25 protein-coding genes are annotated in these 26576 nt (G+C 65.2%); 19 read left to right on the plus strand and 6 right to left on the minus strand.

From position 1 onward, the window contains the following. The first annotated feature begins 111 nt into the window (after nucleotides 1-111). From odhB to FFI87_RS07610, 4 genes are all read left to right on the plus strand, one after another. Nucleotides 112-1389, plus strand: coding sequence for a 2-oxoglutarate dehydrogenase complex dihydrolipoyllysine-residue succinyltransferase (gene odhB / locus FFI87_RS07595; protein WP_011656695.1), 1278 nt, complete (start codon nucleotides 112-114; stop codon nucleotides 1387-1389). Nucleotides 1390-1470: 81 nt separating this feature from the next. Next, on the plus strand, nucleotides 1471-2901 hold the full coding sequence (lpdA, locus tag FFI87_RS07600) for a dihydrolipoyl dehydrogenase (protein ID WP_012363748.1): 1431 nt from the start codon (nucleotides 1471-1473) through the stop codon (nucleotides 2899-2901). 99 nt (nucleotides 2902-3000) lie between these two features. Continuing rightward, entirely contained in the window at nucleotides 3001-4098 is a 1098-nt protein-coding gene (zapE, locus tag FFI87_RS07605; protein ID WP_006752278.1) for a cell division protein ZapE, read from the plus strand. A 144-nt stretch (nucleotides 4099-4242) separates the two neighbouring features. Further along, on the plus strand, nucleotides 4243-4653 hold the full coding sequence (locus tag FFI87_RS07610; RefSeq protein ID WP_138847813.1) for a transposase: 411 nt from the start codon (nucleotides 4243-4245) through the stop codon (nucleotides 4651-4653). A 99-nt stretch (nucleotides 4654-4752) separates the two neighbouring features. On the opposite strand, the gene FFI87_RS07615 is transcribed toward FFI87_RS07610, so the two are convergent. The 4 genes from FFI87_RS07615 to FFI87_RS07630 form a co-directional block, all read right to left on the minus strand. Beyond that, entirely contained in the window at nucleotides 4753-5214 is a 462-nt protein-coding gene (locus FFI87_RS07615; protein WP_138847812.1) for a DUF2147 domain-containing protein, read from the minus strand. Between the two features lie 165 nt (nucleotides 5215-5379). Next, nucleotides 5380-7065, minus strand: a complete 1686-nt coding sequence (locus tag FFI87_RS07620; RefSeq protein WP_012363752.1) for a ShlB/FhaC/HecB family hemolysin secretion/activation protein — start codon at nucleotides 7063-7065, stop codon at nucleotides 5380-5382. A gap of 142 nt (nucleotides 7066-7207) precedes the next feature. Beyond that, a complete protein-coding gene (locus tag FFI87_RS07625; protein ID WP_138847811.1) occupies nucleotides 7208-8479 on the minus strand; it encodes a collagen-like triple helix repeat-containing protein in 1272 nt (423 codons plus the stop codon). Between the two features lie 40 nt (nucleotides 8480-8519). Then, entirely contained in the window at nucleotides 8520-10103 is a 1584-nt protein-coding gene (locus tag FFI87_RS07630) for a collagen-like triple helix repeat-containing protein (protein WP_138847810.1), read from the minus strand. Between the two features lie 665 nt (nucleotides 10104-10768). On the opposite strand from FFI87_RS07630, the gene FFI87_RS07640 reads away from it, so the two are divergent. The 14 genes from FFI87_RS07640 to FFI87_RS07705 all read left to right on the plus strand — a co-directional run bounded on the left by FFI87_RS07640 (nucleotide 10769) and on the right by FFI87_RS07705 (nucleotide 24370). Further along, on the plus strand, nucleotides 10769-10933 hold the full coding sequence (locus FFI87_RS07640; RefSeq protein ID WP_011656702.1) for a Flp family type IVb pilin: 165 nt from the start codon (nucleotides 10769-10771) through the stop codon (nucleotides 10931-10933). Nucleotides 10934-11013: 80 nt separating this feature from the next. Then, the gene (locus FFI87_RS07645) at nucleotides 11014-11514 is read left to right on the plus strand and encodes a prepilin peptidase (RefSeq protein ID WP_043174773.1); all 501 of its coding nucleotides are present in this window, start codon (nucleotides 11014-11016) and stop codon (nucleotides 11512-11514) included. Beyond that, nucleotides 11511-11981 (plus strand): TadE/TadG family type IV pilus assembly protein, encoded by a 471-nt coding sequence (locus tag FFI87_RS07650; RefSeq protein WP_011656704.1) that lies wholly within the window; start codon nucleotides 11511-11513, stop codon nucleotides 11979-11981. Before FFI87_RS07645 ends, FFI87_RS07650 begins: the two co-directional genes overlap by 4 nt. A gap of 88 nt (nucleotides 11982-12069) precedes the next feature. Beyond that, nucleotides 12070-12975: a Flp pilus assembly protein CpaB gene (cpaB, locus tag FFI87_RS07655; protein WP_138847809.1), complete on the plus strand. Its 906-nt coding sequence runs from the start codon at nucleotides 12070-12072 to the stop codon at nucleotides 12973-12975. Between the two features lie 64 nt (nucleotides 12976-13039). Further along, nucleotides 13040-14374 carry a type II and III secretion system protein family protein gene (locus tag FFI87_RS07660; protein ID WP_138847808.1) on the plus strand — a complete coding sequence of 445 codons (1335 nt, stop codon included), beginning with the start codon at nucleotides 13040-13042 and terminating at the stop codon, nucleotides 14372-14374. Between the two features lie 45 nt (nucleotides 14375-14419). Then, nucleotides 14420-15700, plus strand: a complete 1281-nt coding sequence (locus tag FFI87_RS07665; protein WP_138847807.1) for a fimbrial protein — start codon at nucleotides 14420-14422, stop codon at nucleotides 15698-15700. A gap of 3 nt (nucleotides 15701-15703) precedes the next feature. Continuing rightward, on the plus strand, nucleotides 15704-17074 hold the full coding sequence (locus FFI87_RS07670) for a CpaF family protein (RefSeq protein ID WP_138847806.1): 1371 nt from the start codon (nucleotides 15704-15706) through the stop codon (nucleotides 17072-17074). After that, the gene (locus FFI87_RS07675; protein WP_138847805.1) at nucleotides 17067-18035 is read left to right on the plus strand and encodes a type II secretion system F family protein; all 969 of its coding nucleotides are present in this window, start codon (nucleotides 17067-17069) and stop codon (nucleotides 18033-18035) included. The genes FFI87_RS07670 and FFI87_RS07675 overlap by 8 nt, the downstream gene beginning before the upstream one ends. 4 nt (nucleotides 18036-18039) lie before the next feature. Further along, nucleotides 18040-19053 (plus strand): type II secretion system F family protein, encoded by a 1014-nt coding sequence (locus FFI87_RS07680; RefSeq protein ID WP_138847804.1) that lies wholly within the window; start codon nucleotides 18040-18042, stop codon nucleotides 19051-19053. Nucleotides 19054-19077: 24 nt separating this feature from the next. Next, nucleotides 19078-19965: a pilus assembly protein gene (locus FFI87_RS07685; protein WP_138847803.1), complete on the plus strand. Its 888-nt coding sequence runs from the start codon at nucleotides 19078-19080 to the stop codon at nucleotides 19963-19965. 23 nt (nucleotides 19966-19988) lie between these two features. Further along, entirely contained in the window at nucleotides 19989-20321 is a 333-nt protein-coding gene (locus FFI87_RS07690) for a DUF3613 domain-containing protein (protein WP_138847802.1), read from the plus strand. A gap of 11 nt (nucleotides 20322-20332) precedes the next feature. Continuing rightward, entirely contained in the window at nucleotides 20333-22198 is a 1866-nt protein-coding gene (locus FFI87_RS07695; RefSeq protein ID WP_138847801.1) for a TadG family pilus assembly protein, read from the plus strand. Nucleotides 22199-22215: 17 nt separating this feature from the next. Beyond that, a complete protein-coding gene (locus tag FFI87_RS07700) occupies nucleotides 22216-23607 on the plus strand; it encodes a sigma 54-interacting transcriptional regulator (protein WP_011656714.1) in 1392 nt (463 codons plus the stop codon). Nucleotides 23608-23662: 55 nt separating this feature from the next. Beyond that, nucleotides 23663-24370, plus strand: a complete 708-nt coding sequence (locus FFI87_RS07705; protein ID WP_138847800.1) for a DUF2968 domain-containing protein — start codon at nucleotides 23663-23665, stop codon at nucleotides 24368-24370. A gap of 83 nt (nucleotides 24371-24453) precedes the next feature. Here the strand turns inward: FFI87_RS07705 and hfq are convergent, their stop codons facing one another. Continuing rightward, nucleotides 24454-25044, minus strand: coding sequence for an RNA chaperone Hfq (gene hfq, locus FFI87_RS07710; protein WP_138848487.1), 591 nt, complete (start codon nucleotides 25042-25044; stop codon nucleotides 24454-24456). A gap of 295 nt (nucleotides 25045-25339) precedes the next feature. On the opposite strand from hfq, the gene FFI87_RS07715 reads away from it, so the two are divergent. Further along, complete coding sequence (locus FFI87_RS07715) at nucleotides 25340-25621, plus strand: hypothetical protein (protein WP_012363770.1); 282 nt, start codon at nucleotides 25340-25342, stop codon at nucleotides 25619-25621. Between the two features lie 27 nt (nucleotides 25622-25648). On the opposite strand, the gene FFI87_RS07720 is transcribed toward FFI87_RS07715, so the two are convergent. Further along, nucleotides 25649-26569 (minus strand): DUF1571 domain-containing protein, encoded by a 921-nt coding sequence (locus FFI87_RS07720; protein ID WP_138847799.1) that lies wholly within the window; start codon nucleotides 26567-26569, stop codon nucleotides 25649-25651. Between the last annotated feature and the right edge of the window lie 7 nt (nucleotides 26570-26576).

Raw genomic sequence — 26576 nt, forward strand, 5'->3', positions numbered from 1 at the left:
GCGCGGCGCTTTCCCGTCTCTTTTGGCCCGCCGGGCGCGTCGCGCGCCGCTCCGGCCGAAGGAATCGCACGAACCTCGTCATTACCCAGATTAAGCATCCAGGAAAATCACATGGCTATCGTAGAAGTCAAAGTCCCCCAGCTTTCGGAGTCGGTGTCGGAAGCCACCATGCTGCAGTGGAAGAAGAAGCCGGGCGAAGCAGTCGCGCAGGACGAAATCCTGATCGAACTCGAGACCGACAAGGTCGTGCTCGAAGTGCCGGCACCGGCCGCGGGCGTGCTCGCGCAAGTGCTGCAGAACGACGGTGACACGGTCGTTGCCGACCAGATCATCGCGACGATCGACACCGAAGCGAAGGCAGGTGCCGCCGAAGCCGCGGCAGGTGCCGCCGAAGTGAAGCCGGCAGCAGCACCTGCCGCAGCCGCACCGGCAGCCCAGCCGGCTGCCGCCGTCGCATCGAGCTCGGCTGCTGCATCGCCGGCCGCATCGAAGCTGCTGGCCGAGAAGGGCCTGTCGGCAGGCGACGTCGCAGGTTCGGGCCGCGACGGCCGCGTCACGAAGGGCGACGCGCTCGCAGCTGGCAGCGCACCGAAGGCCGCTCCGGCCGCCGCACCGGCGAAGACCGCCGCTGCGAAGCCGGCACTGCCGGAAGTGAAGGTGCCGGCGTCGGCAGCGACGTGGCTGAACGACCGTCCGGAACAGCGCGTGCCGATGTCGCGCCTGCGTGCGCGTATCGCCGAGCGCCTGCTCGAGTCGCAGCAGACCAACGCGATCCTGACGACGTTCAACGAAGTGAACATGGCTCCGGTCATGGAGCTGCGTAACAAATACAAGGACAAGTTCGAGAAGGAACATGGCGTGAAGCTCGGCTTCATGTCGTTCTTCGTGAAGGCGGCCGTGCACGCGCTGAAGAAGTTCCCGCTGGTGAACGCGTCGATCGACGGTAACGACATCGTCTATCACGGCTACTTCGACATCGGTATCGCGGTCGGTTCGCCGCGTGGCCTGGTCGTGCCGATCCTGCGCAATGCGGATCAACTGAGCCTCGCCGAGATCGAGAAGAAGATTGCCGAATTCGGTCAGAAGGCGAAGGACGGCAAGCTGTCGATCGAGGAAATGACGGGCGGTACGTTCTCGATCTCGAACGGCGGTGTGTTCGGCTCGATGCTGTCGACCCCGATCATCAACCCGCCGCAGTCGGCCATCCTCGGCGTGCATGCGACGAAGGAGCGCCCGGTTGTCGAAAACGGCCAGATCGTGATCCGTCCGATCAACTACCTGGCGCTGTCGTATGACCACCGGATCATCGACGGCCGCGAAGCCGTGCTGTCGCTCGTCGCGATGAAGGATGCGCTGGAAGATCCGGCACGCCTGCTGCTCGATCTGTAAGCCGAGTCTCACTGCATTGACCCGCTCCGCACGCTCGCGCCACCGCGCGAGCGTGCGGACGTACAAGTAGAAAGGATTGTCATGTCCAAGGAATTTGACGTCGTCGTGATCGGCGCCGGCCCCGGTGGCTACATCGCCGCGATTCGCGCCGCGCAGCTCGGCAAGACCGTTGCCTGTATCGAGAAGTGGAAGAACCCGGCCGGCGCGCTGAAGCTCGGCGGCACCTGCCTGAACGTCGGCTGCATTCCGTCGAAGGCGCTGCTCGCGTCGTCGGAAGAGTTCGAGAACACGTCGCATCACCTGGCCGACCACGGCATCACGGTCGACGGCGTGAAGATCGACGTCGCGAAGATGCTCGGCCGCAAGGATGCGATCGTCGAGAAGATGACGAGCGGGATCGAGTTCCTGTTCAAGAAGAACAAGATCACCTGGCTGAAGGGCCATGGCAAGTTCACCGGCAAGACCGACGCCGGCGTGCAGATCGAAGTGAGCGGCGAAGGTGACACCGAAGTCGTCACCGCGAAGAACGTGATCATCGCGACGGGCTCGAAGGCGCGTCACCTGCCGAACGTGCCGGTCGACAACAAGATCGTGTCGGACAACGAAGGTGCGCTGACGTTCGACTCGGTGCCGAAGAAGCTTGCCGTGATCGGCGCAGGCGTGATCGGCCTCGAGCTCGGCTCGGTGTGGCGTCGCCTGGGTGCCGAAGTGACGGTGCTCGAAGCGCTGCCGGCGTTCCTCGGCGCGGCCGACGAAGCGCTCGCGAAGGAAGCGGCCAAGCTGTTCAAGAAGCAAGGCCTCGACATCCATCTCGGCGTGAAGATCGGTGACGTGAAGACGACCGCGAACGGCGTGTCGATCGCTTACACGGACAAGGACGGCAACGCGCAGACGCTCGACGCCGACCGCCTGATCGTGTCGGTCGGCCGCGTGCCGAACACCGACAACCTCGGCCTCGAGGCAATCGGCCTGAAGGCGAACGAGCGCGGCTTCATCGACGTGGACGACCACTGCCGTACGGCCGTGCCGAACGTCTACGCGATCGGCGACGTGGTGCGCGGCCCGATGCTCGCGCACAAGGCGGAGGACGAAGGCGTGCTGGTCGCGGAAGTGATCGACGGCCAGAAGCCGCACATCGACTACAACTGCATTCCGTGGGTGATCTACACGTACCCGGAAATTGCATGGGTCGGCAAGACGGAGCAGCAGTTGAAGGCCGAAGGCCGCGAGATCAAGTCGGGCAAGTTCCCGTTCTCGATCAACGGTCGCGCGCTCGGCATGAACGCGCCGGACGGTTTCGTGAAGATGATCGCGGACGCGAAGACCGACGAACTGCTCGGCGTGCACGTGATCGCGGCGAACGCGTCGGACCTGATCGCCGAAGCCGTGGTGGCGATGGAGTTCAAGGCGGCGTCGGAAGACATCGCACGCATCTGCCATCCGCACCCGTCGATGTCGGAAGTGATGCGCGAAGCGGCGCTCGCCGTCGACAAGCGCTCGCTGAACAGCTGAGTGCGGTATAGCGGCGGCCGGCCCTTGGCCGGTGCGGCCGTCTCATGACGAAGGCGGGCGGGAGTTTCCCGCTCGCCTTCGTTTTTTCCGGTTTGCCCGATGAACGTCACCGAATACTACACGCGCGAATTGACCACGCGCGGCTATCAGTCCGATCCCGCCCAGCGCGCGGCCGTCGATCGCCTGCAGCACTGCTTCGACGAGTGGGTCGACTACAAGGCGCGCCGCTCGAACGCGTTCAAGAAGCTCATCAATCATCCGGACCTGCCGCGTGGTGTCTACATGTGGGGCGGCGTCGGCCGCGGCAAGAGCTTCCTGATGGACAGCTTCTACGCGGTGGTGCCCGTGCAGCGTAAGACACGCCTGCACTTCCACGAATTCATGCGCGAAGTGCACCGCGAACTCGAGGAGCTGAAAGGGCAGGCCGATCCGCTCGACGAACTCGCGCGACGCATCGCGAAGCGCTACCGGCTGATCTGCTTCGACGAATTCCACGTGTCGGACATCGCGGACGCGATGATCCTGTACCGGCTGCTCGATCGCCTGTTCAACAACGGCGTGCAGTTCGTGATGACGTCCAATTACGATCCCGACGACCTGTATCCCGATGGCCTGCATCGCGACCGCATGCTGCCGGCGATCGCGCTGATCAAGGAAAAGCTCGACGTGCTGAACGTCGACGCGGGCGTCGACTATCGCCAGCGCACGCTCGCGCAGGTGCGGATGTATCACACGCCGCTCGGCGCGGACGCCGATCGCGAACTGCGTCATGCATTCGCGAAGCTCGCCGCGGTGCCCGACGAAAGCCCGATCCTGCACATCGAGAAGCGCGAGCTGAAGGCGTTGCGCAAGGCCGATGGGGTCGTCTGGTTCGATTTCGCGACGCTCTGCGGCGGCCCGCGTTCGCAGAACGACTATCTCGAGCTGGCGAGCCGTTTTCACGCGATCGTGCTGTCCGAAGTGCCGCAGATGTCGCCGCGCATGGCATCGGAGGCGCGGCGCTTCACGTGGCTCATCGACGTGCTGTACGACCACAAGGTCAAGCTGCTGATGTCGGCGGCGGTGCCGGCGGAGCAGTTGTACGTCGAAGGGCCGATGGCGAACGAGTTCGCGCGCACGGTGTCGCGGATCGTCGAGATGCAGTCGAAGGAATACATCGAAACGCCGCGTCGCATCGTCGATACTTCGCTGACCTGAGCGCAGTTTTCGATAAATGACGGGCTTTAAACGTCAATTCCGGTCAAATCATCGCGATCATCGGGTATTTTCGGACTTGTCTTATGTTCATCGTTGAGGTCGGCCGATATCGTTGTGTCATGGTTCCTAAGGCTGGAGATATCCATGACACCGTATCGCGATCTGACCGACCACCAGTGGCACTGCGTCGTGCCGCTTCTTCCTGAAATGCAGCCGCGCACCGAGTTGCGCGGCCGGCCGTTGGCCAACACGCGCGCCGTTCTGAACGGCGTTCTGTGGGTCATCTATAGCGGCGCGACCTGGTCCGCGATGCCGCGTCGTTACCCTTCATACCAGACATGCCATCGCCGCTTCAAGGTCTGGCACGAGACCGGCACGTTGATGCAGGTGATGCGCGAGCTGTATGGCGACGCAGGCGTGAATCTGTGCAACGAACTGTCCACGCGGATGCGCAAGCACACGCAATCGAAGGCGGCAGAGGCGCGGGGTGCCGCGGCGCCGGTATATCGTGCACCGGGCAGCTATGCGTCGGATGCGCTGAAGCACGCAGCGTGATGTCGCCCGGTTTCATTCACGCACGCACCCAAACAAAATCGGCCTGACTACGTCGCAGGCCGATTTTTCATTGCGCCGCGCGTATCGACGCGCGTCGCGTTATTGTGCGCGAACCCAGGTCTGCGACCGGCCGAGCAGCGATACGCCGATGTAGCCGCGCACGACGAGCTTCTGGCCGCCGTCTTCCAGCGACATCTTGCACTTGTAGACCTTGCCGTTTTCCGGGTCGAGAATGTTGCCGCCGTCCCAGTGGCCGCCGTCCTTCTTCATCGCCTTGATGATCGTCATGCCTTTGATGAGCTGATCCTTGCGCTCGTCCGTGCACGCGGTGCAGCGGCGATCGGGCGTGTCGTTGGCGCCGAGGCCCTTGACGACCTTGCCCGACAGCGTACCGTCGCCGTCTTCGGCGATCTGCACGAGTGCCTTCGGCTGATGCGTGTTGTCGTCGATCGTCTGCCACATGCCGACGGGGTTGTCGGCCTGCGCGTAGGTGGGGGCGGCGCAAGCGAGCAGTGCACTTGCGACGGTCAGTGCGCGCAACGGGCGGGTCAGTTGAATCATCGTCTTCCTCCTTGTTTCATGTCGTGTTCGATTCGCCCGCACGACCGCCTGCATGGGGCGTGGCATGTTGCGAGCTTTCCCAGAATACGTGAAACGGCGCGCTGCGTTTGATAGAGGGGGCTCTAATCCAAACAGCCCGCGAGACGCGAGCTGTCTGGTGACCGATCAGTTCAACTGATACGAGAATGCGGCATTCACGCGCGGGCTGCGCGATGCGCTTTCGACCGGTGCATCGCCCACCGGCTTCGCGATATTCAGGTCGAGACTGTAGTAGCGGCTGTCCGAAAATCGTACGCCGATACCGACCGACGACAAGCGGCTCGGCGACGGCGTGCCCGTATGCAGGTACACACGTGCCCTGTCATAAGCGATGTACGGCGTGATCGACTTCATGTACGTCCAGCCCGGCGTGAAGGCGCGATTGACCTCCAGCGACATCCCCCAACCCGAGTCGCCCGACGTTTCGCCGGGCTGGTAGCCGAGCGCATAGCGCGTCGAACCGAACGAGATCTGTTCGGACGTCGGCAGCGAATCGGGGCTGTACTGGCCGGTCAGCGACACCGACGTGCCGATCTTGAACGGCCATTCGTTGGTTTGCGTGAAGGTCGCGCCGGTGCGCACGAACGTCAGCGAAATCGGGCTGTCCACCGACGTCGTGTTCGAGCCGAGCGTGATGTCCTGCGATTTCGACGCGCCGAGAATGTTGAAGCCCTTCGCGACGTTGACGCTGAGTTTCTGAACCTGCTTGGCCGACACGCTCGTGTAGTCGAGCTGCATCTGCAGCACGCGGACCTGCGAGCGCGTGTCGATGCTGTTGCCGGTGATCGTGTTCTGGTAGCGGTCTTCGTTGTGCGACGCATAGCCCGACACGGTGCCGAGCAGGCTGCGCTGGTTGTTCAGCAGCAACGGATAGGATGCCGAAAGACCGAGCTTCTCGTTCTTGACCGTGCGCTCGACGGTCGACGGCAGGCCCGGGTTGTCGGTCGGCTTGCCGCGATACGTGCTGGCGTCGAGTCGCGTGACCAGGCCGCTGCTGCCGACCGGCACCGCGCCGCTGAATGCGACGTAGGTCTGCTTGTCGCGTCCGGGCGGCACCAGCGCGGAAATGCTCAATTGCTCGCCGAACGACGTGAGGCCGTTCTCCGTCGCGGTGATGAGCCCCTGGACGCCCGGGTGATTGAAATCGATGCCGGTGCTGATGTTGAATGCCTTGCGGTCGACGGCGAGTTCGAGCGTCGTCGCGCCGTCGGTCGTTTGCGGCGGCGGCACGTTGGCCTTCACCGTGACGCCGGGCAGGAGGCCGAAGGTGTTCACGTAGCGTTCGAACGTCGCGCGGCGCAGCGGGCGATCGGCCGTGATGTGCGCGGCGATCGCGCGGATCTTCGATTCCATCGCGCCGGGCTTGCCGGTGACCTTGACGTCCGACACGTAGCCTTCGACGACCGTGACGCGCACGACGCCGTTCTCGAACGTCTGCGCGGGAATGAACGCGAACGACAGCGCATAGCCGCGATCCTGGTACAGCCTGGTCACGCCGTTGGCGGTTTCGATCAGCTCGCCGATCGTGATGTCCTTGCCGACGAGGGGCGTGAAGCGACGCGAGATTTCGTCGAACGGCACCGACTTCACGCCTTCGACCTGGAACGTTGTCGGTGTCACGTGCCGCGACAGCAGCTCCTGCAACTGCGGTGCCTGCGGCGCGACCTGCACGGTGACGCTCGGGCCTTTCTTCGGCGCGTTGATCTGGGGGAGGGAGTCGAGGGGGTTGCCTGCTGCGCGCGTCTGTGCCTGTGCCGTGCCTGCTGCTGCGATGGCGAGCAGCATCATCCATGTATCGAATCTGGATTTCATTGTTCTTCCTCGTAGGCCTTTCTTTTCGTCTTCGTTCTAATGCGGGCGCGACATCGGAGTGTCGCGCGCCGCGTGCCGCATGGCCGGTTTGTTTTGTACGGCCGCGCCTCCTGCTCCGGCTGCAAAGGCGCGACCGTCCTCCTTACTTGCCGACGCTACCCAGCGTGCCCAGCAGCCCCGTTACCGGCGCCAGCAGGCCCGTCGAGCCGCCCGACGAGGCCGTCCCCGACACCCCGCCGACGAGCGACGTGACCGGCGCGAGCGGATTCGACGAAGCCCCGGATCCCGCCGCACCACCCACTGCTCCGGTGACAGTATTCAGCAAACCGGTGACCGGCGCGAGAGGGTTTGCCCCGCCTGCGCCACCCGTCGCGCCGCCGACCGCGCCCGTGAGCGAACCGAGCGGCGTCGAGCCGAGGCCGGACAGCAGGCCGCCGAGCGGGTTCGTCGAGCTGGAACCCGACGACGAGCCGTTCTGAACGGTCGTGGTCGAGCCGCCGACGAGGCTCGTGATCAGGCCGGGGATCGGTGCCGCGCCGTTCGGGCCGTTCGGATTCACGAGACCGCCCGCGTTGGTCACGGTGTTGCCGACCGCGGTGACGAGCTGGCCGACGTCGCCGACGAGCGGTTGATTCGACGTGCTACCCACTTGCTTGCCCGCCGAGCTGATCGCGCCGCCGACCTGGCCGAGCAGGCCCGAAACCGGTTGTCCGAGGCCCGTGGTCGTGCCGACCTGTTGCGTGACCTGACCCGCGGTGATCACCAGCGGCGTGATTGCGGAGCTGAGCGGTTGCGTCACTTGCTGCACGGCACCCGACGACAGCGTCGAGCCGATCGTCGTGCCGGCGGCCGTCAGACCGTTGGCGACGGTGTCGAGCACGGTGCCGACCGGCGTCGTCACAGGGGCGAGCGGCGAGAGCTGCCCCGTGCCGAGCGACTTGACCGTCGCGCTCAGCCCGGACACGGTGTTGCTCGTCGCGCCGACGACGTTCCCGAGGCCGGCGACCGTCGTGCCGACGGGGTCCTTGATCGTGCCGGTCTGTCCCAGCCCGTTGCTCAACGCATCGGCGGCCGCGCCGACGATCGTGCCGGTGCTCGAGATGGTGCTGCCGACGCCCTTCGTCACGCCGTCGCCGAGGCCCGGCACGCTGATGTTGCCGACCGTGCTGCCGAGGTCGGTCGCGGTCTGGCCGACCGTGCTGACGACGCCGTTGGTGCCGGTCGGCGTACCGCTGGTGCCACTCGTGCCGCTGGTACCGCTCGTCCCACTGGAGCCGCCGCCGTTGTTGGCGGTCGGCGGCGTGCTGACGCTGTTGCCGCCGCAGGCGGCCAGCAGGCACGCAGCGGCGAATACGGTGACGGGCATGCGCCACTGGCGCAGCGCGACTGTCGTGATGGAACGTTGCTGGGACATGATGGACTCCTCGCTGTCTTGTCGATGAATGGATGTCTGATTACTTGCCGTGCGTGCCGCCGAGCAGGCCGCCGATCAGCGACGTGACCGGTGCGAGCAGATTCGAACCCGAGCCCGAGTTCGTGACGGCGCCGGTGGTGCCGCTCAGTGACGGTGCGCCGCTCGTGCTGGTGACCGCGGTGACCGGAGCGGCGATTGGATTGCCACCGCCCGTTGCGCTGCCGAGCGCGCCGGTGACCGTGGAGAGGAGGCCCGTGACAGGGGCGAGCGGGCCGCCGCTCGTGCCGCCGGCCGCGCCACCGAGTGCACCAGTGACGGTGGAGACGAGGCCGGTGACCGGTGCAAGCGGGCCACCGCTGGTGCCGCCGGCTGCGCCGCCGAGTGCGCCGGTGACGGTGGAGACGAGGCCGGTGACCGGAGCGAGCGGTCCGCCGCTGGTGCCGCCCGCTGCGCCGCCGAGTGTGCCGGTGACGGTGGACACGAGGCCGGTGATCGGAGCGAGCGGTCCGCCGCTGGTGCCGCCCGTTGCGCCGCCGAGCGGGCCGCTGATCGTCGAGAGGAGGCCGGTGAGCGGTGCGAGCGGGTTGGTCGCGCCGCCCGTGCTGCCCGTGAGCAGGCCGCCGACAGCCTTCACGGCATTGCCGGTCGACGAGACGGTGTTGCCGAGGCCGGTCGTGACGGGGTTGCCGCCCGTCGAGGCGATCAGCGCGCCGCCCTGGTTCAGGCCGTTGCCGATCGTGCCGAGCAGCGTGTTGACCGGCGCGCCGAGGCCGGTGGCCGTCCCGATCGTCTGCGTCGTCTGACCGACCATCGTCGTGATCGGCGTGATGGCCGAGCTGACCGTCTGCGTGATCTGCTGGATCGGGCCGGTCGACAGCGCGTTGGACAGCGTGGTGCCACCGTTCGATACCGCGTTGCCGACTTGCGTCACGAGGCCGCCGACGGCGCCGGTGACGGGGGCGAGCGGCGACAGCGGGCCGCTGCCGAGGCTCGTGACGAGGTTGCCCGTCTGCGTGACCGCGCCGCCGAGCTGGTTGACGACGCCGCCCGTGCTCGCGACCGTGACGCCGACCGGGTCTTTCGTCGCGCCGAGCTGGCCGAGGCCGTCGCCCACGCCGGTGCCGAGCGCCGTGACCGCGCCGCCGACGTACTGGATGATGCCGCCGGCGGCCTGCGTCGTGGCCGGATCGACGCCGGGCAGCGACTGGTTCGCGACGGTGCTGCCGAGGCCCGACGCGGTTCCGCCGAGACTCGTGATGACGTTGCTGCCCTGTGCGAGGACACTCCCTACCGGGTTCGCCGACACACCCGAGGTGCCGCTCGTACCGCTGGACGTTCCACTCGTCGTTCCGCTGGTGCTGCCGCTCGTCGAACCGCTCGTGCTGCCGCTGGTCGAGCCGCTGGTGCTGCCCGAGGTGCCGCCGCTCGTCGAACCGGACGTGCCGCCCGAGGTGCCGCCGCCCGACGTGGAGATCGAGTCGCTGCCGCCGGAACCGGAGCCGCCACTGATCCCCTTGCTGATGGAACCCGAGCCGCCGCACGCGGAGAGGGAAAGCATGGCTGCCACGGTGGCCGCGATCATAGTCGTCCGAAGCATGCCATGAGGGATAACCTGAATGTCCATTTCGTCCTCGCATTGAAGCTGATGTTGTGTTGAGTGCTGCGAGGATTACTCTGCAACTGTCGTGCCATTTCGCGAGCCGTCGGCTCGACGATTGGCTTTAAACGACGCAATTCCTTGTCGGAAAAGGAATTTGGGGAAATTGAAAGATTGTTGAAATTATTTAAAAGCAGTCAGATGAGAACGGTTTCGGTCGTTTCGTAACGTAACGTCACAACATTGGCGTTACGCGTGCGGCGTAACGTAGGGCCGGTGCAGGCCCCGCGGGCGGTCTGTTGTTTTACTGGTGGATTAGGCGTGCACATCTAACCTATCGTAAATCCTATGTGTAAGTCGTACCGAAACGCCGTACAAATGCGTGGTGCTCCCGGAAAGTTTTTTCGACCCGTCTTGAAAGAGGTTGGAACTTAAATAGGAACGGATATAGAATCCGGAGCAGATGTAAGGAAATGTACGGATTGGTACACGACGTTCGAGGAGGGGCGCTATCGCGAATGTTAACTTCCATCAAATTGTGATACTCACCCCTCGGGGTGACATATAAAGAAAGCGCACCCGCTTGTCGTTACACAGATAACGAACGGCGCGGGGCACGGGCCAGATATACGGGGATGTACAACGTATAAAAGGCCAAAAAACACGTACATACAGGCACGAGGAATTAAAAAATGAAAGCACTTATCAAGCGCTTCCTCAAGGAAGAAGACGGGGTGACCGCGATCGAGTATGGGTTGATTGCGGGTCTGATTGCAGCCTTGATCATTACCAGCGTGACGACCATCGGCACGAAGATCGCGGCTCTGTTCTCCACGATTGCCAGTTCGCTGCCCTGACCATTGCGGTTCGTTGGGGGCGAGCGAGTCGCGGTCGCGGCTCGCTCGCCGTTACATCGGCATGCGCAGTCGTTCGCGATATGGCACATCTCCTCAGCACCAGCATTTTTTTTGCCTGGGCCGCTCTCGTTGCTGCCGGTGATATTCGATTTCGGCTCGTTCGGAATTCGCTTGTCATCTGCGGAGGCACTGCTGCGCTCGTCAGTTCACTGATACACGCAAATCCATTCGGTATTTCAACCGGGCAGGCATTGATCGGCATGCTGGTCGGTTTGGTCAGTTTCTTCCCGCTTTTTGCGATGCGCGTCATGGGCGCGGCGGACGTCAAGGTATTCGCGGTCCTCGGTGCGTGGTGCGGTTTGCCGATATTGCTTTGGCTGTGGGTGATTGCCAGCCTTGCCGCCGGCGTGCACGTCCTGGGATTGATGCTGCTCACTCGCACGCCGCTCGGCGCGTTATGGGTGCGCGGATTGCCGGCAATGGCGCTGGGCGGACGGCGCTCGACACCGTACGCGGCGTGTCTCGTCGTTCCCGCGGCCATTTGGCTGGGCTATCTGGTCGTTACCTGGAGCGGGCGATGAAACGACAGTATCGACCGGCCGCGTGCTCGAGGGAGCGAGGAGCGACTGCCGTCGAATTCGCGCTGGTATTTCCGCTGTTTTTCCTGATTCTGTACGCGATCGTGACGTTCGGGCTCATTTTCGCGGTTCAGCAGAGCCTCACGCTTGCGGCGACCGAGGGCGCGCGTTCGGCACTGAACTATGTGTATGAGGCCAACGGTTCGGGTTCGCAGGCGCTGACGGACCGGGCGAGCGCGGCAAAGACGACGGCTGCCGGCCTCACTTCATGGCTGGCCCATGTCCAGATCCCCACGCCGGTATCAGGAGCCTGCAGCTACGACCCGGCGATGTATTGCGTGACAGTTACGGTGACCTATCCGTACCAGGCGCATCCGCTGGTTCCGTCGCTGCCGTTGCTGGGTCTCGTCACGCCGGCGCAGCTTACCGGCACGGCCACCGTCCAGATCAATCCGGCAACCATCCTATGAGCCGGGCAGCATACACGGCGGGTCACATGCATACAGCGGTGTCCACGCGCGAACATAACAACATCAATCTACGGCACCGACATTCACCATGGCCAACAACTTGACGAAGATCATCGCCGGGCTGCTGATCGCAATCGCAGTTCTGCTCGGGATCTATGCATGGACGCTTGGTCGCGCGCCGGCTCATCCGCCGGTTGTGGCAACGCCGACCGTCGCGGCGCAATCGGTGCCGCTCGTCGTGGCCGCGCGCGTGCTGCCGGCCGGCCAGCCGATTCCCGCCGATGCTTTGAAGCTTGCACAGGTTCCGATGATGCCGACTGGCGGGTTCAGCGATCCGACGGCCCTTGTCGGTCGAGTGCCGGCGAACGACATTCTTGCCGCAGCACCGGTGCTCGAAGGCGGGTTGACCTCCGGACTGGCCGACCAGGTGGCGCTTGGTGAGCGGGCCATCGCCGTGAAGGTCGACGAATCGAACGCGGTCGGCAACCGGCTGCGTCCCGGCAACTTTGTCGACGTGTTCCTGAATCTGCGGCGTGACGGATCCGGCGGCGCCCAGGTGAATTCTGAGATTCCCGCTACGCAGGCGCGCCTGCTGCTGTCGAGGGTCCGTGTGCTGTCGTTCGGCGATGCGACTTCCGATCGCGACGGCGGTGGCGGACCGAGCGGCGCGGTGCGGACCGCGGTGCTCGCCGTGCCGACCGCACAGGTCGACGCGCTCACGCTCGCCGAGGCAAGCGGTCGTCTGACGCTCGCGCTGCGCAATCCGCGCGACACCGACATCGCGACACAGACGGTCGCGGTTCGTACGGGGGGCGGGGAGGCGACGCCGTCGGCGCAGGCCGCGAGCGGCGTATGGCTGGACGACCTGTCGGGCGGGCGTGCACGCGGGACGCCCCGCACGCCGGTTGTCCCGCGCGCGCCGGTGATGGCCCGGGGGAGCGGCAGCAGTATCGAAGTCATTCGTGGCGGGCGTGCCGAAACGGTTGCCTATTGACATCAACATACGATCATCGACAGCAGCTACGGAACAGAGAAGGCCGCGCGACGGCCCCGACACAATGACAAACAAACTGATTGCATACGCGCTTGCTATCTGGGCCATGACCTTTGGTGTCCTGACGGAGGCTGCCGGTACGAACGCGTCGATTGATCTTGCGGTCGGCTCGCAACGACAGGTCGCTGCCGGCCGCACGCTGCAACGGATCGCGGTTGGCGATCCCGCCGTCGTCGACGTGCTGGTCATGAAGGGGAGCCATGCCGGTTCCGTGCTGCTGGTTGCGAAGGCACCGGGTTCGACGAACGTGTTGCTGTGGGAGCGGGGCCGCGACGAGCCGACGGTGTGGAACGTCAATGTCGTCGATGCGGCCGCTCAGGCGGCACTGGATGGTTCGGGGCCGAAGGTCAAGGGATACGGCGGAGCCGCGGTCCTGTCCGGCTCCTCGGCGTCGCTCGACGCGCATGAACGGGCCGTGGCCGTCGGCAAGCGGATGGGCGGCAAGGACGGCACGGTAATCGATGCGTCGACGGTCGGTAACCGGAGCGTCGTGCAGGTCGACGTGCGCGTCGTCGAATTCAGCCGCTCGGTGCTGAAGGAAGCGGGGCTGAACTTCTTCAAGCAGAGCAACGGATTCGCGTTCGGTGCGTTTTCGCCGGGCGGTCTTCAGTCCGTGACGGGCGGCGCGACGTCGGCCTTCGCGGCGACGGGCGGCATTCCGATCGCGTCGGCGTTCAACCTGGTCGTGAATTCCGCTGGCCGCGGCATTTTCGGCAATATTTCGATTCTCGAAGCGAACAACCTGGCCCGCGTGCTTGCGCAGCCGACGCTGGTGGCGCTGTCGGGGCAGAGCGCGAGTTTTCTCGCGGGCGGCGAAATTCCGGTGCCGGTGCCGCAGGCACTCGGCGCGACGGCGATCGACTGGAAGCAGTACGGCGTTGGTCTCACGCTGACGCCGACCGTGCTGAGCCAGCATCGGATCGCGCTCAAGGTCGCGCCCGAATCGAGCCAGCTCGACTTTCAGCACGGCGTGACGATCAACAGCGTGTCGGTGCCGGCCATCACGACCCGGCGCGCGGATACGACGGTCGAACTGGGCGATGGCGAGAGCTTCGTGATCGGCGGCCTGATCGACCGCGAAACGATGTCGAACATCAGCAAGGTGCCGGTCCTGGGCGATCTGCCGATCATCGGTGCGTTCTTCAAATCGTTGAATTACCAGCAGAACGACAAGGAGCTGGTGATCATCGTGACACCGCATCTGGTGGCGCCCATCGCGAAGGGCGCACCGCTGCCCGCGACGCCGGGCGAACTGTCCGAGCAGCGCGACGGGCCTGTCTGGCGCTCGTATCTTGGCGGTATCGCGTCGCCGGATGCCGCGCCGGGATTTTCGAAATGACCGCACGGCGCGGCATCGCGCGATATGGATTAGGGGGTATTCAACATGAACGCGAGAACCCTTTCATTGGCTGAGCCCGCCGTGACTGATCATTTTGTATGCGCATCCCACCAGGACGAGCATCTGCGCTGGCTGCGGGATACGCTCGTCTCGGCCGGCATGGTGGAAGCGGTATCGCTGGAGCCCGGCGCGCTGGCCCAGCGCATCCTCGGGCTCAACCCGGCGATAGTCTTCATCGATTTTTCCCGTGCCCAGGCCGAAGCGAGTGCTGCCGCGGCGGCGGTGCGTCTTGCACACCCGAGCCTGCCGGTCGTCGCGCTCGGCACGCTGGCGCAGCCGGAAAGCGCGCTTGCGGCGCTCCGGGCCGGCGTGCGCGATTTCATTGACGTTTCCGGCGGTGCGGAAGACGCATTGCGCATCACGCGCGGACTGCTCGAGCATGCCGGCGCGGAACCGGCCAATCGCCACGGCAAGCTGGTCGCGCTGCTCGGTGCGCGCGCCGGGATGGGCGTGAGTACGCTCGCATCGAATCTCGCCGTATGGCTGCACAAGCGCGGCGCTGCCGGCATCGTCGCCGGCGACGCGCCTGCCTTCGGTGTTGCCACGCCGCATGCCCGGCAAACGGCGCTTGTGGATCTGGGTCTGCCGGCGGGCGATAGCGCACTCTTTCTCAACACGCGTTGCGAATTCCATTTCGTCGAGGCCGTGCGCAACCTGCGCCGCATCGACCGGACCTTCGTCAACACGGCGCTCGCCCGACACGCGAGCGGCGTCGCGTTGACGACGCTGCCGCCGAACCTCGCCGATTTGCGCGACGTGTCGTACGCGGCCTGCGTCGGCCTGCTGAACCGGCTGCGCGCATTCTTCGATCAGCAAATTGTCGATCTGGGCGGCTTTACCAACCTGGAGTTCGTCGCGCAGATCGCGGCGGTTGCCGACGAGGCGTGGCTGGTCTGCGATCAGGGCGTCGCGTCGATCGTCTCCGCGGTCGATCTGCTCGAGGGGCTGCGCGATGCGGGGATGGACCTCGGCAAGATGCGTCTCGTTGTCAACCAGTACGACGCGGCACTGAGCCTGACGCCGGCCCAGATCGCAGATCGGCTCGGCATCGCGTTGCTGACGACGCTGCCTGCGCGGCGCGTGTCGATCGGGCAGGCGGCCAACCAGGGGCGACTCATCGTCGACATGGCCGAGCGCGATCCGTATGTGCGTGCGCTCGAGCCGCTCGCGGAGCGACTGGCAGGCACGGTGGCGCCGGCAAAGAGCGCCGCTTCGGGCCTGTCCGTGCTCAAGCGTTTCATTCAACCTTCGTCCAAGCGTTCGTAAGCGATGGCACACGACATTCAATTTGCCGACGGCGCCGCGCCGTTCTCCCAGTCGCAGCAGTTCCATGACATCAAGAATGCCGCGCACGAACATTTGCTGACGCGCATCGAGGAACTGGGGGCCGAATTCGGTCGTTGGTCGCGCCAGGCAATCAATCAGTTCGTCGACCTGGAAATCGACAGCTTCGTGCGTTTGCGGCGCATCCCGCTCAACGAGAACGAGGTCAGGACGATTGCCGAGGCGCTGACCAAGGAGCTTGCCGGGTTCGGGCCGATCGAGGACTTGCTCGCCGATCCGCATGTCGAGGACATCCTGATCAACGGCTACAACGACATCTACGTGTCGCGCCACGGGATCCTGGCCAAGCTGCCGATCCGCTTTACCGATAACGCGCACCTGCTGCGTATCGTGCGACGCATCCTTGCGCCGATCGGCCGACGCCTGGACGAATCGAATCCGATGGTCGATGCGCGCCTGCCGGACGGCGGGCGTGTCAACGTGGTGATCGAGCCGTTGTCGATCGACGGGCCGGTCGTGTCGATCCGGAAATTCCGCAAGGATCCGCTCAAGCCGGCCGATCTGCTCGGCAACGGCACGTTCAATGCGGAGCTCGGCGCACTGCTCGAGGCGGCGGTCGAGGCACGCTGCAACATCCTCGTGTCGGGCGGCACGAGTTCGGGCAAGACTTCGCTGCTCAATGCGCTCGCGTTCCACATTCCCGAGCCGGAGCGCGTCGTGACGATCGAGGATACGGCCGAACTGTCGCTGAATCACCCCCATGTCGTGCGCCTCGAAAGCCGGCCCGGTGGCTTCGACGGGACCGGCGTCGTGTCGATTCGCGATTTGCTGCGCAATACGTTGCGGATGCGTCCGGACCGGATCATCGTCGGTGAAGTGCGCGGCGGCGAGGTGCTCGAAATGCTGCAGGCCATGAACACGGGCCATGACGGCTCGATGGGAACCGTGCATGCGAGTTCGCCGCGCGAGTGCCTCTATCGTCTCGAGATGCTGGCCGGCTTCGCCGGGTTCCAGGGCACCGAGTCGAGCCTGCGCCGGCAGATCGCGAACGCGATCGACTTCATCGTGCAGATTGGCCGTCTGTCCAACGGCCGGCGCCGGATCCTGTCGATTACCGAGGTAACCGGCCTGTCGGACAACATCATTGCGACGCAGGAACTGTATCGCTACGAGGCGCGCGTCACGCCCGAAGGCGAAGAAGTCGACACCTGGGAATCGCTCGGCATTCATCCGCACTCGCCGAAGCTCGCCCGCTTCCGTCAGACGCTGCAGGGCGGCTTCGGCGGTAGCGGCGGCGGTGGCGGTGGCGGGTTCGGCGGCGGATTCGGCCGCGGCGGCGGGGGTTTCAATGTATAGCGTGCTGGCAATGGCGCTTCTGCTCGTGGCCGCCGCGCTGATGCTGTGGCGGCACGGCGAGATGAAGCGCGATCGCGCCGACGTGCAGCGCTTCATCGACAGCCGGATCGAACCCGGCGCGCGAGCGGGCGGTGTGCATCAGCAGCAAGCCCGGCCGGCGGCGCCCGCCGCGGCGCGCGCGGCAGCCGGCGTACCCGCTTCGCAATGGGCACGCTGGCGCGCAGTCGCGACCGAGTATTTCGCCAACGTGGCAAGCCGCGCGGGAATCGAGGACGCGCGCGGCAAGGCGCTGCTTGCGCTGCTGGCGCTGATCGGGGCCGCGTTCGCCGCCGGCGATCGGGGCGGGTGGCTCGGCGGCATCGCCGCGCTCGTCTGCGGGGCCGCGCTGCTCGTGTTCTGGCTGGTGTCGCGCATACATCGGCGGCGCCAGATGATTGTTCGCCAGTTGCCGTCGTTTCTGGACGGCATCGTGCGGCTGGTGACGCTGGGCAATAGCGTGCCGGCCGCGTTCCAGGCCGCGCTGCAGACGACCGAGGCGCCGTTGCGCGGCTGCCTGGACCATGTGTCGAGGATGCTGCGCACGGGCGTCGAGATCGACCGCGCGATGATGCATATCGCGAACGTGTACCACACGAAGGAGTTCGAACTGGTCGGGTCGGTGCTGCGGCTGTCGGTGCGGTACGGCGGTCGCGCGGACATCATGCTCGACCGGATGTCGACGTTCATGCGCGATCTCGAACAGGCCGAGCGGGAACTGGAGGCGATGTCGTCGGAAACGCGTTTGTCTGCATGGGTGCTCGTGATGCTGCCGATCGCGATCGGCAGCTTCGTCATCGCGACCAATCCGCTCTATCTCCAGTCGATGTGGAACGATTACACCGGTCGCCAGTTGCTGGTCCTCGCTTTCATGCTGCAGGCAGCGGGCGGGATCTGGCTTTATCACATGGCCAAACTCAGGTGACGGCATGACAGCCAATCAACTTGGTTCGCTCGCACTGGTGCTTGGCGCACTGGGCATCCTGTTGCTGGCGTTGCTCGCGATCCGCAGCGCGAATGCGCAATTGCGCAGCGGCCGGACACTGACCGACGCACTCGAGCGGCGGCTTGCAGCGCTGGCGGCCGCGAGCGGGCGGGCGGCCCAGGATGCGGACGAATCGTCGCGGAAGGAGTCCGATGCCCGGCAGGCACCCGGTCAGCCGTCGCGACTCGCGCAAATGCAGGCGCGTCTGTCGGTGTTCGGGATGCGCTGGCTGGATACCGGTATCGGTCGGCTGGTCGTGGCCGAAGAGGATCGGCTGCTGCTCGAGCAATGCGGTTTTGTCGATACGCGCACGCGCGGCTTGTTCCTGAGTGCGCGGATCGCCTGCTCGATCGTCATTCCGCTCGCATACATCGGCGTGGTCGGGCCGCATGTGAGTGGCACGCAGTGGTGGCTGGGCGTGGGTATTTCGTTCATCGTCGGATTCATGGTGCCGAAGCTGTACCTGAGGCGCCGTGCCGCGAAGCGTCGACAAGCGGTGACCGACGAGTTGCCGCTGCTGGTCGACATGCTGCGTCTGCTTCAAGGAGTCGGTCTGTCGCTCGATCAGAGTATTCAGGTCGTCACCAACGACTTCAAGGGCATGATGCCCGTGCTCTCGTCGGAAATGGAAATCGCCCAACGGCAGTTCGCGGCGGGGCGAACACGCGAGCAGTCGTTGCAGCGCTTGTCGTCGGGCTTTGAAAACGAGGATCTGCGCGCCATCGTGCGATTGCTGATACAGGTCGACAAGCACGGCGGCGCGGTCCAGGAGCCGCTCAAGCAGTTCGGCGAGCGCTTGCGCGAGGCCCGTCGCGCGATGCTGCGCGAGCGCATCGGTCGATTGACGGTCAAGATGACGGGCGTGATGATCGTGACGCTTCTGCCCGCGCTGCTGATCGTGACGGCCGGGCCGGGGATGATTTCGGTGCTGCGTGCGCTGAACCAGGCGCAGCACTGATGCAGGGAAGGGAAAGGACGGAAAATGAAACGCATCGATGAAGTCGCGAAAGTGGCCGGCATGGTGGCGATGGCGGGCCTGCTCTGCGCGTGTTCGGCGTTCAAGGAAAGCGGGTACGGTGTTGGCCCGCAAGCCGAGCGTGCGGCATTGATGGACGCCGCGGCCCAGAAACAGTCAGCACCCGATACGCCCGGCATGTATCTGGGCCTGATCGAGCGGATGCAGTCGCAAGGACTGTATTACGCGTCGCTCGCGCATATCGATGCGTACGAGAGGCAGTACGGTGCGTCACCGCAGACCATCCTTCTGCGCGCCGATGCGTTGCGCATGACCGACCAGCCGGCCGCGAGCACGGCTGTCTATACGCAACTGCTCAACACGCCGCTGGCGTCGCGCGGGTATCGCGGGCTGGGGCTGATCGCCGGTGCGGCAGGCGATTTCCCGCGCGCCGCGCAGGCATTGGCGCAGGCGACGGTGCTGGCCCCGACCGATGCCGCGACGCTGTCGGATCTCGCCTATGCAAAATTGCGCGGCGGCGATATCGATGGTGCGCGCATCCCGCTGATGAAGGCGGCTGAACTCGACCAGAACAATCCAAAGATCATCAGCAACCTGGTGCTGTATTTGCTCGCGTCCGGCCGTACGCGCGACGCGCAGCGGCTCATGGCACAGCAGAAGCTGTCGGCGGACGTGCGCAACGACATCCGCGGCGACGCGATGAAAATCACGGCGGCAGCGCGTGCGTGGCGCCGCGCGGCACCGCTGCAGGCCTCGGTTGCGACGGTGACGCCGGTCGGCTCGGGCAGCGTGATCGACGTGTCGGGCGCCGATGTCTCACGGCGGCCGTCGCCCGTCGCAAACATTCAGGGATTCGATCCCACCGCGCCGCTACTGCAACGGTTCGCACAATGACAAGGCATTCGGGGAGAAGTGACATGACGAACGACAAACGTTTCAAGCGCCGCGTTGCATGGCTGCATCGCGGCATCACAGTGGTTGCATTGCTGGGGGGGGCGACTGCTGCACATTGCGCGGAATCGATGTCGTCGGCGGCGGAAGTCGGCCATGCGACCGACGCGCTGCTCGCGCTGCAGCGGGACAACCGTGCGGCCGGACCGGCGTTGCCGATGTTGGGCGATACCGCGTCGCTCAGTTACCAGCGCTATCTCGATTCGTTCAAGCACAAGATTCCGGAGTCGATGGGGTCGCCGGTCAACGCGAACGGCAGCGGCGGGGCCGGCGGACAGCATTCCATGCAATCGTATTGAGCGGGACGGTAATGATCGCGGCTCGCCATTCATCGAATCGAGTGACCGGACGGGGGCGCGCCGCGCCGCGGCGACAGCGCGGCGCGGTCGTCGTCATGGCGTCCGTATGGATACTGCTGGCGATGGTCATTCTCGGTTCGGTCGACATCGGCAACGTGTTCCTGGCCCGCCGCGACATGCAGCGCGTCGCCGATCTCGCGGCGTTGGCGGCGGTCCAGCGGCTGGACGATGCGTGTGCGAACGTGACGAGCGTGGCCACGAGCAACGCGTCGACGAACGGCTTTTCCGTCGGCGGCACCACGACCCTGTCGGCCGATTGCGGTTATTGGGCACCGACGGCCACCGGGACGTCGAGCAGTTTCTATTCGTCGAAGACATCGGTTCCCATGCTCACCCAGCTGAATGCGGTCCGGGTCACGATTTCCAAGTCGATGCCGTATTTCTTCTTCGGACCGACGCGCACCGTGATCGCCACGTCGACCGCGAAGGCGACCAACATCGACACGTTCTCGATCGGCGCGACGCTGGCCGCCGTCGGTGGAGTCGGCTGCTCGGGTGTGCCGACCGGCAATCCCGGTCTGGTGAATGCGCTACTGGGCGCGCTGCTGCAAGGCCAGGGAGGTACGCCGCTGACGCTCAATCTTGCGTCCTATCAGGGGCTTGCCTGCGCGAACGTCAAGCTGGGCGATATCGCCGTCGCACTGCAGTCGCTGTCGGTGGGCAACGGGACGATGGGCGGGCTGGTGAATGCGCAGGCATCGGTCGGCACGCTGCTCAAGGCGACGGTGGCGGCAGTCGGGAAGACCACCACCCTCGGCACCGCTCTGCAGTCGAGTGCTACCGGCGCACTGAACAATATCCTCAACCTGAGCCTGCTCAGCAATACCAGCATCAACGTCGCGCGCCTGACCGGACAGGGTGCCGCGTCGCTGCTCACGCTCGGCCTCGCGAATGCGCAGGCGGCGGCCGACGCGACCGTGAACGTGCTCGATCTCGTGATGGCGATGGCGCAGATCTCGCAGAGCGGCAAGCCGGGCGTCGTAATCGGCGCGAATGTGCCGCTTTCGCTGCCGAACGGCACTTCCGTATCGATCGCGCAGTTGCAGGTGCAGGTCATCAGTCCGCCGACCATTGCCGTGGGCGAAGGCGGGAAGGACGCGACCGGCGCATGGCGCACGGTCGCAACGAATGCGCAGATCGGCCTCTACCTCCTCGTCGACCTCGGTGTGAATCCGCTGCCGGTCGTGGCGTCCGCGAACGTGTATCTGCCGCTTTACGTGCAACTCGGCGCGGGCAGCGCAACGCTGTTGTCGACCAATTGCCGGACCTCGCCGAATTCGGCCACGATCAGCGCGCAACCGAGCGTCGCGAATCTGTGTATCGGCCAGCCGCCGCTCAGCGGCAACCTGCTCAACCTGCCGGCGACCTACAGCTGCTCGACGCCCGCCAAGGTGCTGGACGTGCAGCTACTGGCTGGCGCGGTCGAGGTGTCCGCGACCGTCTCCAACGTGTCGGTGGCTCTGGCCGGCAACACGGCGACCAATACGTTTTACGGGCGGGGCGGAAGCGATCCGTCCTACTACTGGACCACCAACACGAATGCGCTGGGTTCAGCCGTGAGCAATGCGTTGGCGGGTCTGAGCTCGGCCACGATCACGCCGAAAGTGGATCTGCTGTTCGGATTCGTCACCGTCCCGCTCACAGCGGATTTTGTTCCGAAACTGCTAGGGGTCCTGACCGGTGTTTTGAGCCCGCTGTTGAGCGCGCTGGACGGTATCATCGATCCACTGCTGGATCTGCTTGGCGTCCAGCTCGGTGCCGCCACGGTACATCAGATGTCGTTGACCTGCGGCGCTGCGCAAACTGTCAGTAATTAGAGAAGCAAGACCACCTGATGAGAAACACGCCCGCAATCGCAGAACTCGATCTGTACGTCTGGGAAGGCAAGGCGGACATTGTCGACCGCGTTGCCCGCTGCATGGCGAGCTTCGACGTCGAAGTGATCCGCGCCGACAATGCGGAAATCTCGCCGGAGCGCGCCGCATTGCGGCCCTCGCTCGCGATCATCAGCGTGACGATGATCGAGACCGGCGCGGCGTTCCTGCGCGACTGGCAAGCCAACATCGGCATGCCGGTCGTCTGGGTCGGCGCGGCGCGCGACCACGACGCATCGCAGTATCCGCCCGACTATTCGCACATTCTGCCGCTCGACTTCACCTGCGCCGAACTGCGCGGGATGATCGGCAAGCTCGTCACGCAGCTGCGCGCGCACGCGGCGGAAACGCTGCAGCCGTCCGAACTCGTCGCGCACTCGGAGTCGATGCAGGCGCTGCTGCACGAAGTCGACACGTTCGCCGACTGCGACACCAACGTGCTGCTGCACGGCGAAACCGGCGTCGGCAAGGAACGCATCGCGCAATTGCTCCACCAAAAGCATTCGCGCTATCGCAACGGCGAATTCGTGCCGGTCAACTGCGGCGCGATCCCCGACGGCCTGTTCGAATCGCTGTTCTTCGGGCATGCGAAAGGTTCGTTCACCGGCGCGGTTGTTGCGCATAAAGGCTATTTCGAACAGGCGGCGGGCGGCACGCTGTTCCTCGACGAAGTCGGTGACCTGCCGTTGTACCAGCAGGTCAAGCTGTTGCGCGTGCTCGAGGACGGCGCCGTGCTGCGGGTCGGCGCGACGTCGCCGATCAAGGTCGATTTCCGTCTCGTCGCGGCCAGCAACAAGAAGCTGCCGCAACTCGTGAAGGACGGCCTGTTCCGCGCGGATCTTTACTATCGGCTCGCAGTGATCGAGCTGAGCATTCCGTCGCTGGAGGAGCGCGGCGCGGTCGACAAGATCGCGCTGTTCAAGTCGTTCGTCGCGGAAGTGGTGGGCGACGAGCGGCTCGCGCAGCTGTCCGATCTGCCTTACTGGCTCGCGGACGCGGTCGCGGACAGCTATTTCCCCGGCAACGTGCGCGAACTGCGCAACCTCGCGGAGCGCGTCGGCGTGACGGTGCGGCAGACGGGCGGCTGGGACGCGGCGCGGCTGCAGCGGCTGGTGGCGCATGCGCGCAACTCGGCGCAGCCGGTGCCGGTGGAAAGCGCGGCGGAAGTCTTCGTCGACCGAAGCAAGTGGGACATGAACGAGCGCAGCCGCGTGATCGCGGCGCTCGACGCAAACGGCTGGCGGCGCCAGGATACGGCGCTGCAGCTCGGCATCAGCCGCAAGGTGTTGTGGGAAAAGATGCGCAAATATCAGATATTCGACGAAGAGCCCGAGACCCGCGAAAGCGAATAATTAATGAGATAAAATCGCGCTGCATTACAACGATACGGGCGGGGAATAAAAATTCATGAGCCATATGACGAGGTTGGCGCGGGCGTGTGTGTTGCTCGCGATGATGGGAGGCGTGCAGGGCGCGTACGCGCAGGGGCTGGCCGGCAATGGAGCGCCGGCGGTACAGCAGGCGTCGGCGCCGGTGGCGGCGATTCCGGTGCTGGATCAGCAGGTGCAAACGTCGGTGCAGCCGCAGGCGGGCGACACGACCGGCCCGAGCACGGTTGACGAGCTGCAGCGCCAGATCCAGGCGCATTCGCTGACGGAAATGCGCACGAGCTATAACGGCAGCTACGGCGCGAGCCTGCTGTTCAGCATGAAGGACGGTGCGTATTTCGTTGCGCTGTTCCAGCAGAAGGCGTTCTGGCGCGTGATCAAGAGTTACGACGAAACGCGGGCGGAAGCGATCTATCGCGATTTCTCGCATCAGGCGGAGCGGCTGGCCGTCAACGAATTGCGTGCGGCGAAGCTGGAATCGCAGAAGGCCCAGATGGACCGGCAGATCGCGCTCACGCAGGAGCGGGCGCGGCGTCTGCAGGCCGACATCTCGATCGCACGCGAGCAGCAGGCCGCGGTCGTGGATCGCCAGAAGAGCGTCCGCAATGAAACGGCGGCGCTGCAGGCGCAACAGGCGGAGCTTCAGTCGCAACTGCGCGCATTGCAGCAGCAGGTGCGTTCGCTGCAGCGCGAGGCCAACGCGGGTTTGCCGGCGACCGCACACTGAGCGATCACGGTACGCCCGGTGCGGCGACATGCCGCGCCGGCCCACGAGGAAAAAGGGCAAGCCGGTTGGCTTGCCCTTTTGTCTTACTGGCCGTCCGGCACGATTCGCCGGCGGCGCGTGACGATCACCGGCCCGTTGCCGCCGCGTGTATCGGACGGCGACGTGTTGCCCGATGCGTCGCCGGCGTCGCGCGGCGCGCTGTAGCCTTCACGCGGTTCACGCGGGGCGCTGTAACCCTCGCGGGGCGCGCCATAACCCTCGCGCGGTTCGCGGGAGCCATAGCTTTCGCGCGGTTCACGGGAGCCGTAGCCTTCACGCGGCTCGCGCGAGCCGTAGCCGCCGTCGCCGCGGGATTCGCGGGAGCCGCCGTGCGAGCCGTACGGGCTGTGACCGCCGCCTTCGCGGCCGCCCGGCCGACCGCCGGTGCGCGGGCCGCGGGGGCCGCCGCCGCCCGGGCGCGAGCCGCCCGTATCGAGCTGGATCGTGGAAATCGCACGCTTGTAGATGCCTTGCAGACCCACGGGGGTGCGCAGCATCACCAGATACTGGTCGAACGACTCGATACACCCCGTCAGACGAATGCCGTTGACGAGATAGATTTCAACACGCTTACGTTCCTTGCGCGCCGAATTGATGAAGTCGTTTTGCGGATGGGATTCTGCGGGATTGGCCATTGAGGTGCGGCAGGAGCCTGCGTCAGAGAATATGTTGTGCGTGTGGATGGCGTGGTCGCCCACCAAGTGTTTGGCGGGATTTTACCCTGTTCGTTCCACCAGCGCGCAGTCGTGATTGTGTCGAACCGTAACCCACTATAGACGTTCCAGCGCGTTTTCGCGATTCGGCCAAATGGCTGGCGCCGTTTCGTTACGTCGCGTTACGACTCTCGCAGCGGCGTAGCACCTGGCCCGGCGCGGCCGGCTTATCTTCATCGCGCGTGCCGGGCAGGCCGGCGGATCAGGGAAGGGAAACATGAACAAGAGGGGATGGGCGGTATCGATCGGGAGTGTGGCGTTGCTCGCTTCCGCCAGTGCAATGGCGCACGTCGACCTGTCGGTGGGCGTCGGTGTGCCGGTCGCGCCGGTCTATGTCGAACCGGAACCGGTCTATGTGGCGCCGCAGCCGGCGGTGGTCGCGTATCCGGGCTACGGATACGGTTACGACGGCGACGAGGACGACGACCGTTACCGGAAATGGCGCAAGCACTATTACAAGCGTTGGCACAAGCATCACCACGACGATGACGACGACTGAGCGCGACCTGCGGCGTGCCGTTGGCGCTCAGAACGCGTAGTCCGGGTTTTTCGGGTCGAACGCGGATTCGTCGAGCGTGGCCGGCGCGATCTTCTCGATGACGATCCGCTCGAAGATCCTGCCGTCGTTGTCATACGATTCGACGGTCCGGAAGTAGGGCGCGTGCAGGTCGAGACCGAGCGTTTCCTTCTTCGCGTAAAACTGCGGCCGGCCGGTCGGCGTCTCGTAGGTGAGCGCAACGACGCGCACACCGCCGATCGTCTTCGCTTCCACCTGCGTCGGCCGCTGCACGCCGGCCTCCTGGTATTTCTTCCCTTCGGTCAGGTACAGGTTCGTGATGAACTCGGTGCCGAGATCCTTTACCTGGTGATTCGACTGCGCGCGCGCGAGTGCGCCGTCGAGCGCCGTCCACAACGGAATCTTGCCGAGCAGGCCGCCGAGATGGCCGTACATCTCGTCCTTGCGCAGGGTCGTGTCGTAGATCGTCTCCTGTCCCGCATGCGCGCCGCCCGGCAGCCATTTCGCATAGACCCGCAGCGGCTCGCGGGTGGTCTTCACGAGCATGCGATCGGGCGTGTCGGACCATTTCCCGCTGATGCGCTCCTGCCGCACCATCGTGAACTGGTACGACGGATAACCGTTGGGACCATTGCGGATATAGAGCGGCACGGCGAGCGGATCGAGCGCCTTGAACAGCGTCGTCAGTGTCGCATCGTCGAGTTGGGCGAGCGTGCCGCGCTGGGCGGCCGTGCGCAGCCAGCGCGCCTGCTGCGCGGGCGGCTCGTGCGCGACCTTCGCCAGCTCCGCCGGCAGCGCGGCGGCCTGGGTCGCGCTCGCGGCTTCGGCCGTTTCCTGCGCATGCAGGCCCGACTGAGCGAGCAACAGCAACAGCATGCAGGCGACCGCAGCGGCCGCCTGCGGCGCGCGGCGCTTGTTTCCTTCGTTCATCGACAGT

The sequence above is a fragment of the Burkholderia sp. KBS0801 genome, from assembly GCF_005937855.2.
Classification (GTDB): Bacteria; Pseudomonadota; Gammaproteobacteria; order Burkholderiales; family Burkholderiaceae; genus Burkholderia; species Burkholderia ambifaria.

What these genes read in the sequence shown, in the direction of transcription:
- hfq (WP_138848487.1), bottom strand. Translation starts at nt 25,044, where the DNA reads ATGGCCAATCCCGCAGAATCCCATCCGCAAAACGACTTCATCAATTCG.
- cpaB (WP_138847809.1), top strand. Translation starts at nt 12,070, where the DNA reads ATGGCCAACAACTTGACGAAGATCATCGCCGGGCTGCTGATCGCAATC.
- FFI87_RS07720 (WP_138847799.1), bottom strand. Translation starts at nt 26,569, where the DNA reads ATGAACGAAGGAAACAAGCGCCGCGCGCCGCAGGCGGCCGCTGCGGTC.
- zapE (WP_006752278.1), top strand. Translation starts at nt 3,001, where the DNA reads ATGAACGTCACCGAATACTACACGCGCGAATTGACCACGCGCGGCTAT.
- FFI87_RS07680 (WP_138847804.1), top strand. Translation starts at nt 18,040, where the DNA reads ATGACAGCCAATCAACTTGGTTCGCTCGCACTGGTGCTTGGCGCACTG.
- FFI87_RS07685 (WP_138847803.1), top strand. Translation starts at nt 19,078, where the DNA reads ATGAAACGCATCGATGAAGTCGCGAAAGTGGCCGGCATGGTGGCGATG.
- FFI87_RS07645 (WP_043174773.1), top strand. Translation starts at nt 11,014, where the DNA reads ATGGCACATCTCCTCAGCACCAGCATTTTTTTTGCCTGGGCCGCTCTC.
- FFI87_RS07650 (WP_011656704.1), top strand. Translation starts at nt 11,511, where the DNA reads ATGAAACGACAGTATCGACCGGCCGCGTGCTCGAGGGAGCGAGGAGCG.
- FFI87_RS07660 (WP_138847808.1), top strand. Translation starts at nt 13,040, where the DNA reads ATGACAAACAAACTGATTGCATACGCGCTTGCTATCTGGGCCATGACC.
- FFI87_RS07630 (WP_138847810.1), bottom strand. Translation starts at nt 10,103, where the DNA reads ATGGACATTCAGGTTATCCCTCATGGCATGCTTCGGACGACTATGATC.
- FFI87_RS07670 (WP_138847806.1), top strand. Translation starts at nt 15,704, where the DNA reads ATGGCACACGACATTCAATTTGCCGACGGCGCCGCGCCGTTCTCCCAG.
- FFI87_RS07705 (WP_138847800.1), top strand. Translation starts at nt 23,663, where the DNA reads ATGAGCCATATGACGAGGTTGGCGCGGGCGTGTGTGTTGCTCGCGATG.
- FFI87_RS07715 (WP_012363770.1), top strand. Translation starts at nt 25,340, where the DNA reads ATGAACAAGAGGGGATGGGCGGTATCGATCGGGAGTGTGGCGTTGCTC.
- FFI87_RS07695 (WP_138847801.1), top strand. Translation starts at nt 20,333, where the DNA reads ATGATCGCGGCTCGCCATTCATCGAATCGAGTGACCGGACGGGGGCGC.
- FFI87_RS07675 (WP_138847805.1), top strand. Translation starts at nt 17,067, where the DNA reads ATGTATAGCGTGCTGGCAATGGCGCTTCTGCTCGTGGCCGCCGCGCTG.
- FFI87_RS07690 (WP_138847802.1), top strand. Translation starts at nt 19,989, where the DNA reads ATGACGAACGACAAACGTTTCAAGCGCCGCGTTGCATGGCTGCATCGC.
- lpdA (WP_012363748.1), top strand. Translation starts at nt 1,471, where the DNA reads ATGTCCAAGGAATTTGACGTCGTCGTGATCGGCGCCGGCCCCGGTGGC.
- FFI87_RS07620 (WP_012363752.1), bottom strand. Translation starts at nt 7,065, where the DNA reads ATGAAATCCAGATTCGATACATGGATGATGCTGCTCGCCATCGCAGCA.
- FFI87_RS07665 (WP_138847807.1), top strand. Translation starts at nt 14,420, where the DNA reads ATGAACGCGAGAACCCTTTCATTGGCTGAGCCCGCCGTGACTGATCAT.
- FFI87_RS07625 (WP_138847811.1), bottom strand. Translation starts at nt 8,479, where the DNA reads ATGTCCCAGCAACGTTCCATCACGACAGTCGCGCTGCGCCAGTGGCGC.
- FFI87_RS07615 (WP_138847812.1), bottom strand. Translation starts at nt 5,214, where the DNA reads ATGATTCAACTGACCCGCCCGTTGCGCGCACTGACCGTCGCAAGTGCA.
- FFI87_RS07700 (WP_011656714.1), top strand. Translation starts at nt 22,216, where the DNA reads ATGAGAAACACGCCCGCAATCGCAGAACTCGATCTGTACGTCTGGGAA.
- FFI87_RS07610 (WP_138847813.1), top strand. Translation starts at nt 4,243, where the DNA reads ATGACACCGTATCGCGATCTGACCGACCACCAGTGGCACTGCGTCGTG.
- odhB (WP_011656695.1), top strand. Translation starts at nt 112, where the DNA reads ATGGCTATCGTAGAAGTCAAAGTCCCCCAGCTTTCGGAGTCGGTGTCG.
- FFI87_RS07640 (WP_011656702.1), top strand. Translation starts at nt 10,769, where the DNA reads ATGAAAGCACTTATCAAGCGCTTCCTCAAGGAAGAAGACGGGGTGACC.